Source organism: Rhizobium sp. 05L419 (genome assembly GCF_056397845.1).
Window position 1 is genome coordinate 43,288 of the sequence record NZ_JBFTOF010000001.1, and the last position, 15,155, is coordinate 58,442.

Consider the following 15,155-nt stretch of genomic DNA (forward strand, 5'->3'; position numbering starts at 1 on the left):
ACGGCCTCACGATTCCGGCGCGACGTAGCGCGGGAAGACCGGCTTCGGCGCTTCGAGCGGCGTACCCGGCACGAGGCGGCCAACCTCTCCGAGTGCAGCGAAGTCGCGCTTGTCTGCCGGGGCTGCAACGAGATCAAGCAACTTGCCCGCCGATTCGGGTACGAACGGCTGAAGCAGGATCGCGAGCTGGCGCACGACTTCCGCCGTCACATAGAGCACAGTGCCCATTCTCGCCGGATCGGTCTTCTTCAGTGCCCATGGCTCCTGGCCGGCAAAGTAGCGGTCCGTCTCGGACACGACTGCGATGATCGAGGCGAGTGCGCGATGGATCAGCTGCTTGTTCATGTCGTCGCGGGTCGAGGCAAGCAGTGAGTCCGCTTGCGCCAGCATCGCCTTGTCCTCATCCGCGAGCGGGCCGCAGTCTGGGATCTTGCCGTCGCAATTCTTGACGATCATCGACAGCGAGCGGCTGGCGAGGTTGCCGATTCCGTTGGCGAGATCGGAATTGATACGGGTGCCGATCGCTTCTTCGCTGTAGCTTCCGTCCTGGCCGAATGAGACTTCGCGCAAGAAGAAATAGCGAACCTGGTCGAGGCCAAAGTGATTGACCAGATTGACCGGGTCGACGACGTTGCCGAGAGACTTCGACATCTTCTCGCCTTTGTTGAGCAGGAAACCGTGCGCAAAGACCCGCTTGGGCAGAGGCAGCTTCGCCGACATCAGGAAGGCAGGCCAATAGACCGCATGGAAGCGGATGATGTCCTTGCCGATGATGTGGACATCCGCCGGCCAGTACTTCGCCCTGGGGCCATTCTGGTCTTCGATATAGCCGGTCGCAGTGATGTAGTTGGTCAGCGCATCGACCCATACATACATGACATGCGAGGGATCATTTGGAACCTTGATGCCCCAATCGAAGGTCGTGCGCGAAATCGAGAGATCCTTGAGCCCCGACTTGACGAAGGAGATCACCTCGTTGCGGCGCTCCGCCGGTCCGACGAAATCGGGGTTGGCTTCGTAGAGTGCAAGCAACTTGTCCTGATACTCGGAGAGTTTGAAGAAGTAGCTTGCCTCTTCTACCCATTCGACCGGCGTTCCTTGCGGGCCATAGCGCACACCATCGGCGCGCAGCTCCGTCTCGTTTTCCTGATAATAGGCTTCGTCGCGCACCGAGTACCAGCCGGCGTAGGAATCCTTATAGATGTCGCCGTTCTCGGCCATCAGGTTCCAGATGTCCCGCGAGGTCTCGTGGTGGCGCTCCTGAGTCGTGCGGATGAAGTCGTCGTTCGAGGCGTTCAGCAGCTTGGCCATCGCCTGGAATTCGCCCGAGTTGCGGTCAGCAAGCTCCTGCGGGGCGATACCTTCGGCGCGGGCCGTCTGCTGCATCTTCTGGCCGTGTTCGTCTGTGCCGGTCAGGAAGAAGACATCCTTGCCGTCGAGGCGCTGGTAGCGCGCCATGGCGTCCGTCGCGATCAATTCGTAGGCGTGGCCGATATGCGGCTTGCCGTTCGGGTAGGAAATCGCGGTGGTGATATAGAAGGGTGTCTTGTCTGTCATGGCGGCCATTCTTGTCCGGCTTACTCTATAAAATTTATCAGCCGCTCCTTAGCGCATGTGACGGCGAAGCGAAACACTAAGTTTCGAAAGGATCAGGGATTAGGGATGGCCGACACCGTGAGCTTGACTCAGTTTTTGCCACACTCTAGGCAGGGGAAAGATAAGACAGGGCAACAGCAACGTGACATTTCAAGCACCCCGCAGCGGCGTTTCATGCCAAGGCTCGAGGCCCTCGGCTTGAGCCTGTCCGGTTTCAATCCCCTCTACTCGCTTTCGGGATTGCTTGTCGGCGCTCTCGTCGGCATCACCGGTGTCGGCGGTGGCTCACTGATGACGCCCTTGCTCGTTCTCCTCTTCGGAATTCATCCTGCGACGGCGGTCGGTACCGACCTGCTCTACGCCGCGGTGACCAAGTCTGCCGGAACTGCTGTTCACGGCATGCATGGCCGGATCAACTGGCGCATCGTCGGCTGCCTTGCGGCCGGCAGTGTTCCGGCGGCTCTGCTTATGCTCTGGCTGATGGCAGGGGTCGACCGCAAAAGCGTCGAGGTCGCGCACACGATCACCACTGCGCTCGGCTGGCTTTTGGTCATGACCGCTTTCATGTTGGTCTTTCGTCGGCAGGTACTCGCACTGGTCCAGCGCAACATGGGCAACCGGCGCCCGATGCGGCCAGCAACCATCGCCATCCTGACGACGCTGCTTGGCCTGGCGCTCGGCGTTCTGGTCACCCTCACCTCGGTCGGCGCCGGCGCTCTCGGCGTTACGGTTCTGTTGATCCTTTATCCGCGCCTTGACGTTCGTGAGATCGTCGGCTCCGATATCGTGCACGCCGTCCCGCTCACGCTCATCGGCGGCATGGGCTACTGGATGATCGGTGAAATCGACTGGGGGATCCTGCTTGCGCTGCTCGCCGGATCCATCCCTGGGATCATTGCCGGCAGCCTGCTGGCCCCGAAGCTGCACGAGCGGACGATCCGCCTCGTGCTCGCCGCCACGCTTGCGGTGGTTGCCTGGAAACTGCTGGCCGGCTGATCAGGGACCGGGCTGCTTGATATCGCCGAGGATGCTCAGAACGGTCTGCTTGCGATCGAGATTGTAGGAGTCCGACACCGTCAGTCGTTCCGAAATGTCCGAATGGAGACGCGAGAGCCTCTCAGCCGCCGCGACCTGCCCCGCCATGGCCGCCGCCCGAGCCTTTTGCATCAGATCGTCGCCAACGTGGCTGGTGAAGAACTCGAAGATCGTATCGCTATCCTTGCCGGAGATCGCATCGGCCAGCCGGTGCATCGCCTTGCGTGCCGAAGCTCCCTGCGACGTCAGGACCTCGTTGTAGGCGGCAATGATCTCTCCGCCACCGTAGTTCACGAGCTTCAACGCCTCGCCGACGCTGCCATTGGCGGTTGCCAGCAGGTTTCGATCACCGGCGTCGATACCGAGGTTCGCCAGGGCGCGGCCAAGGGCTTCATCGCCCAGAGGCGCGAGTTTCAGCGGCAGGCATCGGGAGCGGATTGTCGGCAACAGCTTGCCCGGCGCATGCGAGATCAGAAGAAATAGCGCCCGCTTGGGCGGCTCTTCCAGAATCTTCAGAATGGCGTTCGCCGCACTGCGGTTCATGTCGTCGGCCGGATCGATGATGACGATCCTCCAGTTTCCAGTGCCGGATGTCTGCGAAAAGAAGCGCCCAGCCCGCCGGACTTCATCGACCGTGATTGCCGACTTGATTTTCCCGGTCTTCTCGTCGACCGGGCGTGCAAGATAAAGCAGATTGTGAGAGGCACCTGAGGCAATCTGCCGGCTGACTGCGGAGTTCGGATCGGGATCAGCCATCACCTCGGGCGCAGTCGCAGGATCCGAGTGGGAAAGCACATGGTTCGCGAAGCGGAAGGCGAGCGTCGCTTTCCCGATCCCGGACGGCCCCTCGATCAACAAGGCATGATGGCCCTTGCCCGAGCGGTACGACTGCGCCAGAAACGCTTCCGCATCCTCATGTCCAAAGAGCTTCGGGTTTTCCGGCGGCCAGATGGCGCCGTCAAGAAGACCTGGCCGTTCGTCACTCATGGGCTGCTTCCGCCATGTTCAACGTGTTTCCTGGCGCCAGTCGCTGCTCGACAATCGCGAGGATCTGAGAGGCAATGACCTCTTCCGACTGCAGCGCATCGACCACATGGCAACGCTCGGGCTCTCGTGCGGCGATGTCGAGAAACGCTTCGCGGCGCTTCTCGTGCGTGTCCAGTTCCTCCTTCTCGAACCGATCCGGGGCTACGTCGCCTGCGGCGCCACGCCTTTGTGCACGCGCCAGCCCGGCACGCGCCGGCAGGTCGAGAATGAGGGTGCAATCCGGAACGACGCCATCGACGGCCACGCGCTGCAGCGTCTCGATGAATTCGGCCTGCAGGTTTCCAGTCACGCCCTGATAGACACGCGAGGAGTCCATGAAACGGTCGCACAGAACGACTTTGCCGTCATTGAGCGCAGGTCGAATGACTTCCTCGACGTGATCGTTGCGGGCCGCCGCAAAGAGGATCGCTTCCATTCTCGTGCCGAAGGACTCTGCAGCGCCCGATAGAAGCACGTGACGCACGGCTTCGGCACCGGGCGACCCCCCTGGCTCACGCGTCAGAAGCACATCATAGCCTTTCAAACGCAGGGCTTCCGCGAGGCGACGAATCTGGGTCGATTTTCCCGCGCCTTCGCCGCCCTCAAATGTAACAAGCAATCCAGTACCGGATGACAATGACAAGTTCCTGCATTTCGACGCCCGCGCTGCGCCACTGCCGTACATCTAGCGGAAGATTGCCGTGAGCGGAACCGCCCGGCCACCAACTCGATGGTGGTTTGCCTCACAGTGAACAGCGAATATGGCAATCACGTGGGCTCGGGCTTGTCCCACAGCCAGGAAAAAAGCAGAGACTCGCCGAGCTCCAGCAGCGCATCGACAGCGCGACTGCTCAACGAGCCCGCTTCGACGGTATCCCTGGTGTAAAGCGGAACTTCGCGCAGCAGCCGGCTGCCGGCAAATATACGCAGCGTGCCGACTTCGCGATCCGCCGCCACGGGTGCCGTCATCGGCCAATGATAGACGATCCGGGCGGCAAGCCGGTCAGGATTGTTGACCGGGATGTAAACACTGACTGCGCTCTTGGCGACGAGATCGACACTGCGCGTGGCGCCGCCATAGACGCTCGCCGTCCCGACCACCTCTTTATCGGCGAACAGCTGCCGGATCTCGAAGGCACCGAGGCCCCATTCGAGGACGCGCTTTGCCTCCTCGGTGCGCTCCTTGTCGGAGGCTATGCCGCCGAGGGTCATGAAGAGCCGGCGACCATTGCGCTCGGCGGAGGCCACGATCGAATAGCCCTCGCCTTCGGCAAAGCCGGTCGCCAGGCCATCGACGCCCAGGCCGAAGCCGAGCAAGGGATTGCGGTTGCGCTGGAAAATCTTGTTCCACTCGAAATCGGGCTGAGCGAAATAGGGATAGAATTTGGGATAGGCCTGCTGCAGCTGCGTGGCGAGCGTGACCATGTCGAAGGAAGTCGTCTTGCTCTTGCCGTCCGGAAGCCCGGTCGAATTGCCGAAGATTGACCGTTGCATGCCGAGGGTTTTTGCCCGGCGCGTCATCGTCTCGGCAAATGCGGGCTCGCCGCCGCTCATCCCCTCTGCCAGGATGATACAGCTGTCGTTGGCACCTTGAATGGCGATCCCCTTGACCAGATCCTCCACCCGCACGTTCGACTTGAGCGCCGCAAACATGGTTGCTGCGCGAGAGGGGGCGCCGCCTGTTCGCCAGGCATACTCAGACACCGGATACTGTGTATCGAGCGCAATCTCCCCTTTCGTCAACGCATCGAAGACAAGCTCCACGGTCATCAGCTTGGCAAGGGATGCCGGCGAGAACGTCTGGTGCTCATTTTTAGCCAGCAACACCGTGCCGGTCGACGCTTCGATCATGTAGGCCTGGGCAGCCTTGGTCACAAAACCGGGATTGGAATCGGCAGCAGCCGCGCTCGCTCCCGTTACGAAGGCAAGCAGACAGCCTGAGAGGTAAAGCACATGTTTCAACATCCGAACCCTCGCCGACCAGACCGTTGCCAGACCCCTGGAAGAATCACCGAAGCATATCACTTCAGCGCGGGTTTGGCGGCCTTCTGACGCTTGAACGATGAGAGGATGGACTCTTCGGTCAGGCCGTCGTTGCGTACCATGACAGCATCGAAGGCAAGATCGACGGTGACGGTCTTCACTGTATCGTCCTGGTAACCCATGGCGAGCGAACCTCCCTGCTGCCAGCCATAGGGGCGCTCGTAAGGGCGCGGGCCGATTTCAGGTAAAACGACCATCTGATCGAATGGCTGCGCGACGGCGGCTGATGACGGTGACGGCATCGGCCGCGCGACCGGGGCAGCATTGTACTGCGCGCTCGGCGTCGATCCGGCATAGGATGTCGCGGAAACGGGAACGGGCACGTTTTCGGGCTGCGGCGGTGTAAAGCCGCCGAAGCTCTGGATCTCGTCGGCCGTAATGCGTTTGTTGTTGGATGCGACCATGACGCCGCTGGCAATCTGTCCGCCACCCGGGTTGATGCCCGGAATACGGCTGCCCTTCGGCACATACGAGGCCATCAGGTAGGGCATATCGTGTCCGTCCATGCGGGCGCGGCCGACGTACTGGACGCGCACCTTGCCGGTACCACTGTGCTGCAAATCCAACATGTCGGCCGTCTTGTTCGAAAGATCGATCAAACGCCCCTCGTGATACGGTCCGCGGTCGTTGACCCGAACGATGACGGACGAACCGGTCTCGACGTTGGTCACGCGGGCGTAGCTCGGCAGAGGAAAGGTCGGGTGCGCGGCAGAAAGATGCATCTGATCATAGACTTCGCCGTTGGCCGTCAGGCGGCCGTGAAAGGCCGAGCCGTACCAGGAAGCCATCCCTACCTTGTTGTAAGAGAAGTCTTCCTTGGGGTAATACCATTTACCCTTGACGACATAGGGATTGCCAACGAGATAGCGGCCGCCGCCTTTCGGAATATTGTCGCCGGTCGCAACGCGTGGGCTCGCCTTGACGCCGTATTCCTTCTCGGAGAAGTATTCCTTGCCGTGGGTTCGCTTCGCGGGGGCCGATGGCGCAGTGCCGCAAGCCGTTACCGTCGCGCAGACCAGCGATAGCCCCACCCATCGCATGCCCGTTGCGAATGACGTCGCCCCGAAGTCTCGTCTCATATATCCCACGCCGCGCTCAAGACCGTTATGGTTAAGAAATCCGCCCTCATGGGCAAGACACCCCTAATGCCATCAACCTAACGAGACTTTAATCATGCGGCTTTCGTGGCTATTTTGCGAAAACTTTCGACGAGATAGCAACAATTCTAATTAACATGGTTAATAAGCTTCTAATGTAGTCCGCAAGGCCCTGCGCCACCGGGGTGATGGCGTGCAGCAGTCAGATCGAGAAGATCGCCGCGAGCCGATCGAGATCGGCCAGCCTGATACCATCGGAGACGGGTTCGGTGTTGTGGGTGCGGAACCACTCGGCTGCCTCCCGTACACGGTCGCCGTGGGGCGCAGGATAGGCACCCAGCCTGGTTGCCCATTCTCGAACCGTTTCACGTTCCATGCGGCCGGCGCGGTATCGATCGTGAACTGTCGTTGCCGACGCAACTAGATCCGAAATGCTATTCACGGGCGTCCCTTAGCTGTAAAGTGTGATGCGGACAGCGGCAAGCACGAACCTCTGGCGATGATCGTTGCGCCCGACGGGCATACATCTGGCCGCGTTTTCACCGTCAAATCCAAAAACCTGCCTAGGTATCCAATTGATGTGAATATGGCGGAAGAGGTGGGATTCGAACCCACGGTACGGTCTCCCGCACGCCGGTTTTCAAGACCGGTTCCTTAAACCACTCGGACACTCTTCCATCACGTCGATCCAGTTTCACTCCGCATACTGCCCGCGCAAACGCAGCGCATGCCGATTGGTTGCCGGATCTGGTTCGTGAGGCTTTATAGCCGCTGCGCTCGCATCGTCAACCAGCGCGACGGTGTCTATGCACCGTTCGCGTTCCTCGACGGATAAAAACGCCACGCTCGGGGCTGTCCGACCTACCACCGACAGGCAGGACGACCTCTCAGTGCGCCGTGGTCTTGCGGTTCGCCAAAAGCAGAATGTAGTCGTCGGCCGCATCGGCGATTGCCATCGCCACTTCAGCAGGCGCCCAGCCTTTTTGCTTCGCCTCATGGATGATTTGAAGAAGTGCAGGTTCCACATCCGCCCGGCAATCGAGCAAGCGTTGATCGTGGGCAACCTCGCCCTGAGCCGACTGAAGATTGATCATCTTGGTACCCCTCATTTTCAAGAGCCTAGCATGACATAGATTACAGGTTGAGCAAGCAATTGCTGAAAGAAAGATCGATTTTGGCAGTCGCTGCGTTTTTTTGACGACACTCCAATGAAGACAATCGGCGGTTTACTTTCCCTGAAGCCACCCGGAGGAAACCAAGCCAACGTATGCGATCATCTTCGCAGCCCACGACCGGCGGGGCCGTTCCGATGGCGCTGTCATATCGTCTTCACGATGTTTCTACAGCACAATCCGGTGCGGACGAGCATGCCACCGCTGAGCTTGCGCTGCCGGATTGCGACTCCTTTGAGGTAGCGCCGCCACACCGGCGGCGCGGCGAACTGATCCGTCCACTCGACATGGCGTCGAGTCTTTTCATGGAAATCCTCCTGCGGTTGTGTTTTGGCTCGTAATCGCAGCACTCACCGCGTCGCCTGCGTGCGACGCTTTATCGCGGCGACCCCTTGATTTCCACCTGTGGCAATATTCCTACTCGTCCCGCTTGCGGGATCGGTGGTGTCGCCTATCTATTTTTCGTGCGGGAATTGGGGCAACCTGCGTCGAGTGTGGAGCACCTTGGCCGCCGGGGCCTTGCGCAGCACGCTTGACCCTGATCATATCGGACTACAGTCATTTCTTCTTCGGCGTACGGTTCATTCTTTTCCTCGAAAGGAAATACGGACATGGAAAGCGCAGGCGTGGGTTGGATCGCGGCCATTATCATCGGCGGCATTGCCGGTTGGCTGGCCGAGAAGTTCATGAACAGCAGCATGGGCTTGCTGATGAATATACTGCTCGGCATCGTCGGGGCTGTCATCGCCAATGCCATTCTGTCGGTCTTCGGCGTCGTCCTCGGCGGCTGGCTGGGCTATCTCATTGCGGGCTTCGTGGGCGCCTGCATTCTCATCGCGGTGGGTCGAGTGATCCGCAGGTGAACCTGCCTTCAAATGAAAGGGCCGGTCGCCTCGGCGCGCCCGGCCCTTTTCAGTGCGATGAGGATACAGCTTACCTGCGACTCATCAATCCGAACAAGTAGGCGACCCCGGCGGTCACCGCGAGCGCGAAGATCGGTTCCTCGCGTACCTTGTCGCGCACACGTTCCGTCACGACCGACGCTTCGTCGGCAACAGCACTCTTGGCACCCTGCCCCAGCGCAATCACGCTTTCGGACAAGCGGGCAAGATCTTCGCGCAAGGCTACCACCTGTGCGGAAAGATCGTCTGCTGCGACGTCCGCCTTCACGCGCGCGGCCGTGGACTGGGCGGAGGCGGTTTTCATGTCGGCCATAGTCTGCTCCTGTTTTTTCGGCATGCTGCTCAACGAAATGACCCCGCCAAAGGTTCCGAGGTGCGGCATCTTTTGTTGTGCGGGCAGGCTGCAAAACGCATGCCGGCACAGCGCAGATGTTTTCGTGCGATAACCCTTCATTTCCTGACAGGTTTGCTCTAAGGAACGTCGAATGCCTTAGCCCGCGAACGGGCGAATAGAATGCGAGGTTTGCGTTTCGATGTTCGATATTCTGCGAAGAGCTGCCCAGACCTGGGTTGCCAAGCTCCTCATGCTGCTCCTGGTCGCCTCCTTCGGCATATGGGGTGTTTCTCATTCCCTGCTGACCGGCAGCAACAGCACCACGGTCGTGACCGTGGGTGATCAACATGTTGATGTGAACGAGTTCCGCCTCGCCTATCAGCGCCAGGTGGCCAACCTCAGCCAGCAGTTCGGCATGCGTCTGACGCCCGAACAGGCCCGCGCATTCGGCGTCGAGCAGCAGGTTCTTGCACAGCTCGTTGCCGGCGCTTCGCTGGACCAGCTGGCAGACGACATGAACCTCGGCCTTTCGCAGGATCGTCTTGCGCAGCTGATCGGCGACGATCCGGCGTTCAAGGCGGTCAACGGCCAGTTCGACCGCTCGCTGTTCACATCGCGGCTGCGCAACGCCGGCATCCGTGAGGATGACTATATCAAGGAACGCAGCAAGGTCGCCGTCCGCAGCCAGATCGTCGATGCAGTGTCGAACGGCTTTACGGCGCCGAAGACGCTCGTGGATGCGCTGAAGCTCTACCGCCAGGAAAGCCGCGGCGTCGACTACCTGCTTCTGACCAATGCCAACATCGAGCCGATCAAGGCGCCGGCGGATGACGTTCTTGCCAAGTGGTTCGAAGGCGCAAAGCCGCGCTACCGCGCCCCTGAATACCGCAAGGTCGCCTATCTCAAGCTTCAGCCAGACGACATCGCCGACGTTGCCTCCGTTTCGGATGATCAGATCCGCGAAGATTTCGAGAAGCGCAAGGACAGCTACCGGACGCCGGAAGCCCGCACGATCGAACAGTTGACCTTCCAGAACAAGGACCTGGCCAACGCGGCCGTGAACGCACTGAAGACAGGCACCACGTTCGACCAGCTGGTGACCGACCAGGGCAAGACGGCAACCGACGTCTTCCTCGGCGAATTCGCCAAGGACAAGGTGCCCGACCAGGCCGTCGCCGACGCCGCTTTTGCCGTGACGAAGAACGGCGGCACCACGCCTGTCGTCGACGGCACGTTCGGCCCGGTGATCCTGCGTATCAGTAACATCAAGCCGGAGAGCACGAAGACCCTCGACGAGGTCAAGGAAGAGATCCGCAAGCAGCTGGCGGTCTCCAATGCCTCGCAGGAGCTGATCAACGTGCATGACCAGATCGAAGACCTGCGCAGCTCCGGCTCGACGCTCGAGCAGATCGCGACGCAGCTGAAGCTGAAGGCCGTCGTCCTCGACGCCGTCGATGCGACCGGTCTCGACAAGAGCGGCAACGAGGTCAAGGACATCCCGGCCAAGCAGCAGATGCTCGCGGCCGCATTCCGGGCCGAAGCCGGCGCCGACGTGCCGTCGCTGTCCATCGGCACGGATGGCTATCTGTGGTTCGATATGCGCGACGTTACGCCGGAGCGCGACCGTCCGCTGAGCGAGGTCCACGACAAGGCGGTTGCCGACTGGACGGCGGAACAGCAGAAGGCCGAACTCGCCAAGAAGGCCGAAGAGCTGAAGCAGCAGGCGCAGAAGGGCACGTCGCTTGCCGATATCGCCGGCCCGCTCGGCATCACTGTCGAAAACAAGACCGGCATTACGCGCGGCATGGATGACGCGGTTCTCGGCAGCGCCGGTGTCAGCGCCGCCTTCTCCGGCCCTGTCGATACCGTCGCCAATGCCGTCGGTGCCGACCCGACGACGCAGATCCTGCTCAAGGTCACGGAAGTCAACACCGAGCCAACAGGCGACGTTCTGAACAACCAGGATCAGCAGATCACTGCGATGGCAAACGCCGCAGGCGATGATATCCTCGACCAGATGGTGAACCTGCTGCAAACGCAGTATGGCGCGTCCATCAACCAGCCGCTCGCCGAACAGGCAGCAGTCCGTTAAGGGGAGCGAAACCGCATGACCGATCTGAAGCCGCTTCTGGCCAAGGCTGCAAGCCGCGAGCCTCTGACCCGTGAGGAGGCCCGCCAGGCCTTCGACATTCTGATGTCTGGTCAGGCAACGCCCTCGCAGATCGGCGGCTTCCTGATGGCGCTCCGCGTTCGCGGCGAGACCGTCGACGAGATCGTCGGGGCTGTGACCACGATGCGCTCCAAGATGCTGACCGTCGATGCCCCGGCGGATGCCATCGACATCGTCGGCACGGGCGGCGACGCGAGCGGCACCTACAACATCTCGACGCTGGCGGCCCTCATCGTCGCCGGTGCCGGGGTTCCGGTCGCCAAGCATGGGAACCGGGCGCTGAGCTCGAAGTCCGGCGCGGCCGATAGTCTTGCGGCGCTGGGCGTGAAGCTGGACGTCACCCCGGACATCATCTCCCGCTGCATTCGCGAAGCCGGTGTCGGCTTCATGTTCGCGCAGCAGCACCACTCCGCAATGCGCCACGTCGGTCCCTCCCGCGTCGAACTCGGCACGCGTACCATCTTCAATCTGCTCGGCCCCCTGTCCAATCCGGCTGGCGTGCGCCGTCAGCTACTTGGCGTTTTCGCACCGCAGTGGGTGGTGCCGATCGCCGAAGTGATGCGCGATCTCGGTTCCGAAAGCGTCTGGGTCGTGCATGGCAACGGCCTGGACGAGATCACGACAACCGGCAGCACCAGCGTTGCGGCGCTCGAAGGCGGCAAGATCCGAACGTTCGAGCTGTCGCCTGCCGATTTCGGTGTCGAAACCTGCCGGCTTGAGGCCATCAAGGGCGGCGACGGCGTCGTCAACGCGGCGGCACTACGCGATGTGCTGAGCGGCGCAAAGAACGCCTATCGCGATATCGCCCTTGCCAACGCGGCCGCCTCGCTGGTGATTGCCGGCAAGGCCGAGACGCTCCGCGACGGTATGAGGCTCGCCACCGAATCGCTCGACAGCGGTGCGACGGCCTCGGCGCTCGACAAACTCGTCGCCGTGTCGAACGATATCGACTAGAGCGTTTCCGCTTTCTTCGAATTGCGAAAACGTTCTATCTTTTTACGCAATTCCGGACGCAAAACCGCTAAGCACTTTTGCTGGAATTGCACTAGGATATAGCCATGACCGACATTTTGCAGAAGATCGAACTCTATAAGCGCGAAGAGATTGCCGCGGCGAAGGCAAAAGTGTCGCTTGCCGATCTCAAGGCCATGCGGGCCGATCAATCTTCGCCACGTGGCTTCTACAAGTCGCTGGTCGCAAAGCGTCATGCCGGCCAGTACGGCCTTATCGCCGAGATCAAGAAGGCAAGCCCGTCGAAGGGACTGATCCGCCCGGATTTCGATCCGCCGTCGCTGGCAAAGGCCTATGAGCTTGGTGGCGCAGCTTGTCTGTCCGTGCTGACGGATACGCCGAGCTTTGAGGGCGCGCCCGAGTTTCTGACGGCAGCGCGCGCGGCCTGCACATTGCCGGCCTTGCGCAAGGACTTCATGTTCGAGACCTACCAGGTGCAGGAAGCCCGTGCTTGGGGTGCCGATTGCATTCTCCTCATCATGGCGTCGCTCTCCGATAGCGATGCCGAGCGGCTGCAGGACGAAGCCTTCGGCCTCGGCATGGACGTGCTCGTCGAAGTGCACGACGCGCAGGAGATGGAGCGGGCACTGAAGCTCTCGTCTCCCCTCGTCGGAATCAACAACCGCAATCTGCGTACATTCGAGGTCAGCCTCACTGTCAGCGAGCAGCTCTCGGCCATGGTCCCAGACGACCGGCTGATGGTCGGCGAAAGCGGTGTTTTCACGCATGACGATTGCAAACGCCTTCAAGCCTTCGGCATCAACACCTTCCTCGTCGGCGAGAGCCTGATGCGCAAAGATGATGTGACGGCGGCGACGCGCGCACTGCTCTTCGGGCAATCCGCACTGGCGGCCGAGTGACATGAGCGGCGGCAAGGCCGGTCTCACCCATATCGACGCGTCCGGAGAGGCGCATATGGTCGATGTCGGCGACAAGGCCGATACCGTCCGCATCGCAACGGCCGAAGGCCATGTGAAAATGGCGCCCGAGACGCTGGCGCTGATCCGCGAAGGCAACGCGAAGAAGGGCGACGTCATCGGCACGGCCCGCCTTGCCGGCATCATGGCCGCCAAGCAGACGAGCAGTCTCATTCCGCTCTGCCATCCGCTGATGCTGACCAAGGTATCGGTCGACGTCGCAGAGGATCCGGCCCTGCCCGGTCTGCGCATCACGGCGACCGCGAAGCTGACCGGCAAAACCGGTGTCGAGATGGAGGCGTTGACCGCGGTTTCGGTTGCGTGTCTCACCGTGTACGACATGGCCAAGGCCTCCGACAAGACGATGGAGATCGGCGGCATAAGGCTGCTCGCCAAATCCGGCGGCAAGTCCGGCGACTTCCGCAATCCGGAGCATTCCAGATGAGCCTGCTGCCGGTCGCCGACGCAAAGGAACGCCTGCTCTCACGGGCGAGACCGATCGCCACCTCCGAAACGGTTTCCCTCGCAGAAGCGGACGGCCGGGTCCTCGCCGCCGATCTTGCGGCGCGGCTGACGCAGCCTCCCTTCGACGCCTCTGCGATGGACGGGTATGCGCTTCTGCAGGAAGATGCTCCGTTGCCGGGAGCAGAGCTTAAACTCATCGGGACCTCCGCTGCGGGCCATGCCTTCGATGGCGTGGTGGGCAGAGGCGAGACCGTTCGCATCTTTACGGGAGCCCCCGTGCCATCGGGTGCCGACAGTGTACTGCTTCAGGAAGACGCGGGGAAAATCGAAGGCGGTATCCGCACGACGTTCCCGGTGCGCCAAGGCCAGCACATCCGTCCGCGCGGACAGGATTTCGTCGAGGGCGAAGCCGTGCTCGCGGCCGGCACGATCCTCGATTTCTCGCGCCTGACCGTTGCCGCCGGCATGAACCATGCGGCGCTCGAGGTCCTGTGCAAGCCGCGGGTGGCGCTGCTGGCCACAGGCGACGAGCTGCTGACCCCGGGCAGCGCGCCGGCGCCTGCACAGATCATCGCATCCAGCACCTTCGGCATTGCAGCGCTTGCGCGCAGGGCAGGCGCCGAGGTGCTGGACCTCGGCATCGTACCCGACGACACGGCGGCAATCACCGCGGCTGTCCGGCGCGCCCGGGAGGCGAAGGCCGATGTCATCGTGACGCTCGGGGGAGCGTCGGTCGGCGACCATGACCTCGTGCAGGCAACGCTGCTTGCTGCCGGCATGCAGCTCGATTTTTGGCGCATTGCCATGCGGCCGGGCAAGCCGCTGATGGTCGGCAGCCTCGGCGAAACGCATGTGCTGGGGCTTCCCGGAAATCCGGTGTCCAGTCTCGTCTGCGGTATCCTGTTCCTCGAACCGCTGATCCGCAAGCTCGCCTTGCTGCCGCCCGTGAAGCGGGACGCGACGGTGGAGACATCCGTCACCCTCAAGGCCAACGATCAGCGCCAGGACTATGTGCGGGCAAGGCTGCTGACCTCCTCTTCCGGCAGTCTGCGGGCCGAGCCGTTCGGCAAGCAGGATTCCTCGATGATGAAGATCTTCGCGCAGGCCGACTGCCTGATCGTGCGTCCGCCGCATGCTCCGCAACTGCCGGCCGGCAGCCCCTGCCCGGTCATGCTGCTGCGGCCCGACCTTATCGGCTGAGCGCCAACTGTTTCTCGCTGGCTGCCCTTTTTCCCTCGGGGGAGAAGGTGGCCCGCAGGGTCGGATGCGGGGCGCGGCACCGCACATCCTCACGACGAGCGCAGCTCGACCTTCACGCGGCCCCGATAACCCGTGGTTTGACCATGCCTGCTTACTCGGACGGGGCGCTGGAAATTGCCGCGTAGGC

General features: G+C 61.7%; 15 protein-coding genes and 1 tRNA gene. 7 read left to right on the forward strand and 9 right to left on the reverse strand.

Translation table 11 applies throughout. The features are described from left to right. Positions 1-6: 6 nt before the first annotated feature. Positions 7-1,557 (reverse strand): methionine--tRNA ligase, encoded by a 1,551-nt coding sequence (gene metG / locus AC1DMK_RS00225; RefSeq protein WP_477856492.1) that lies wholly within the window; start codon positions 1,555-1,557, stop codon positions 7-9. Between the two features lie 213 nt (positions 1,558-1,770). On the opposite strand from metG, the gene AC1DMK_RS00230 reads away from it, so the two are divergent. Further along, entirely contained in the window at positions 1,771-2,592 is an 822-nt protein-coding gene (locus AC1DMK_RS00230) for a sulfite exporter TauE/SafE family protein (RefSeq protein WP_051973981.1), read from the forward strand. Here the strand turns inward: AC1DMK_RS00230 and AC1DMK_RS00235 are convergent, their stop codons facing one another. The 7 genes from AC1DMK_RS00235 to AC1DMK_RS00265 all read right to left on the reverse strand — a co-directional run bounded on the left by AC1DMK_RS00235 (position 2,593) and on the right by AC1DMK_RS00265 (position 7,891). Next, positions 2,593-3,618: a DNA polymerase III subunit delta' gene (locus AC1DMK_RS00235; RefSeq protein WP_477856493.1), complete on the reverse strand. Its 1,026-nt coding sequence runs from the start codon at positions 3,616-3,618 to the stop codon at positions 2,593-2,595. Then, on the reverse strand, positions 3,611-4,294 hold the full coding sequence (gene tmk, locus AC1DMK_RS00240) for a dTMP kinase (protein ID WP_477856494.1): 684 nt from the start codon (positions 4,292-4,294) through the stop codon (positions 3,611-3,613). The genes AC1DMK_RS00235 and tmk overlap by 8 nt, the downstream gene beginning before the upstream one ends. Positions 4,295-4,425: 131 nt before the next feature. Further along, entirely contained in the window at positions 4,426-5,622 is a 1,197-nt protein-coding gene (locus AC1DMK_RS00245; RefSeq protein WP_477856496.1) for a D-alanyl-D-alanine carboxypeptidase family protein, read from the reverse strand. 56 nt (positions 5,623-5,678) lie between these two features. Then, positions 5,679-6,779: a septal ring lytic transglycosylase RlpA family protein gene (locus AC1DMK_RS00250; RefSeq protein WP_037061706.1), complete on the reverse strand. Its 1,101-nt coding sequence runs from the start codon at positions 6,777-6,779 to the stop codon at positions 5,679-5,681. A 220-nt stretch (positions 6,780-6,999) separates the two neighbouring features. Continuing rightward, the gene (locus tag AC1DMK_RS00255; protein WP_037061705.1) at positions 7,000-7,239 is read right to left on the reverse strand and encodes a hypothetical protein; all 240 of its coding nucleotides are present in this window, start codon (positions 7,237-7,239) and stop codon (positions 7,000-7,002) included. A 145-nt stretch (positions 7,240-7,384) separates the two neighbouring features. Continuing rightward, a tRNA-Ser gene (locus AC1DMK_RS00260) sits at positions 7,385-7,474 on the reverse strand. Positions 7,475-7,684: 210 nt separating this feature from the next. Further along, complete coding sequence (locus tag AC1DMK_RS00265; protein ID WP_037061704.1) at positions 7,685-7,891, reverse strand: hypothetical protein; 207 nt, start codon at positions 7,889-7,891, stop codon at positions 7,685-7,687. 689 nt (positions 7,892-8,580) lie between these two features. Here AC1DMK_RS00265 and AC1DMK_RS00270 point away from each other — a divergent pair. Then, complete coding sequence (locus AC1DMK_RS00270; RefSeq protein ID WP_037061701.1) at positions 8,581-8,832, forward strand: GlsB/YeaQ/YmgE family stress response membrane protein; 252 nt, start codon at positions 8,581-8,583, stop codon at positions 8,830-8,832. A gap of 70 nt (positions 8,833-8,902) precedes the next feature. Here AC1DMK_RS00270 and AC1DMK_RS00275 read toward each other — a convergent pair whose 3' ends face one another. After that, positions 8,903-9,184: a hypothetical protein gene (locus tag AC1DMK_RS00275; protein ID WP_037061783.1), complete on the reverse strand. Its 282-nt coding sequence runs from the start codon at positions 9,182-9,184 to the stop codon at positions 8,903-8,905. A gap of 220 nt (positions 9,185-9,404) precedes the next feature. On the opposite strand from AC1DMK_RS00275, the gene AC1DMK_RS00280 reads away from it, so the two are divergent. The 5 genes from AC1DMK_RS00280 to AC1DMK_RS00300 all read left to right on the forward strand — a co-directional run bounded on the left by AC1DMK_RS00280 (position 9,405) and on the right by AC1DMK_RS00300 (position 14,968). Then, entirely contained in the window at positions 9,405-11,297 is a 1,893-nt protein-coding gene (locus AC1DMK_RS00280) for a peptidylprolyl isomerase (protein WP_037061699.1), read from the forward strand. Between the two features lie 15 nt (positions 11,298-11,312). Then, complete coding sequence (gene trpD / locus AC1DMK_RS00285; protein ID WP_037061698.1) at positions 11,313-12,329, forward strand: anthranilate phosphoribosyltransferase; 1,017 nt, start codon at positions 11,313-11,315, stop codon at positions 12,327-12,329. Positions 12,330-12,433: 104 nt separating this feature from the next. Continuing rightward, on the forward strand, positions 12,434-13,246 hold the full coding sequence (gene trpC / locus AC1DMK_RS00290) for an indole-3-glycerol phosphate synthase TrpC (RefSeq protein ID WP_477856500.1): 813 nt from the start codon (positions 12,434-12,436) through the stop codon (positions 13,244-13,246). Between the two features lies 1 nt (position 13,247). Further along, a complete protein-coding gene (moaC, locus tag AC1DMK_RS00295) occupies positions 13,248-13,748 on the forward strand; it encodes a cyclic pyranopterin monophosphate synthase MoaC (RefSeq protein WP_477856502.1) in 501 nt (166 codons plus the stop codon). Further along, on the forward strand, positions 13,745-14,968 hold the full coding sequence (locus AC1DMK_RS00300; RefSeq protein ID WP_477856504.1) for a molybdopterin molybdotransferase MoeA: 1,224 nt from the start codon (positions 13,745-13,747) through the stop codon (positions 14,966-14,968). Before moaC ends, AC1DMK_RS00300 begins: the two co-directional genes overlap by 4 nt. Positions 14,969-15,155: the final 187 nt, after the last annotated feature.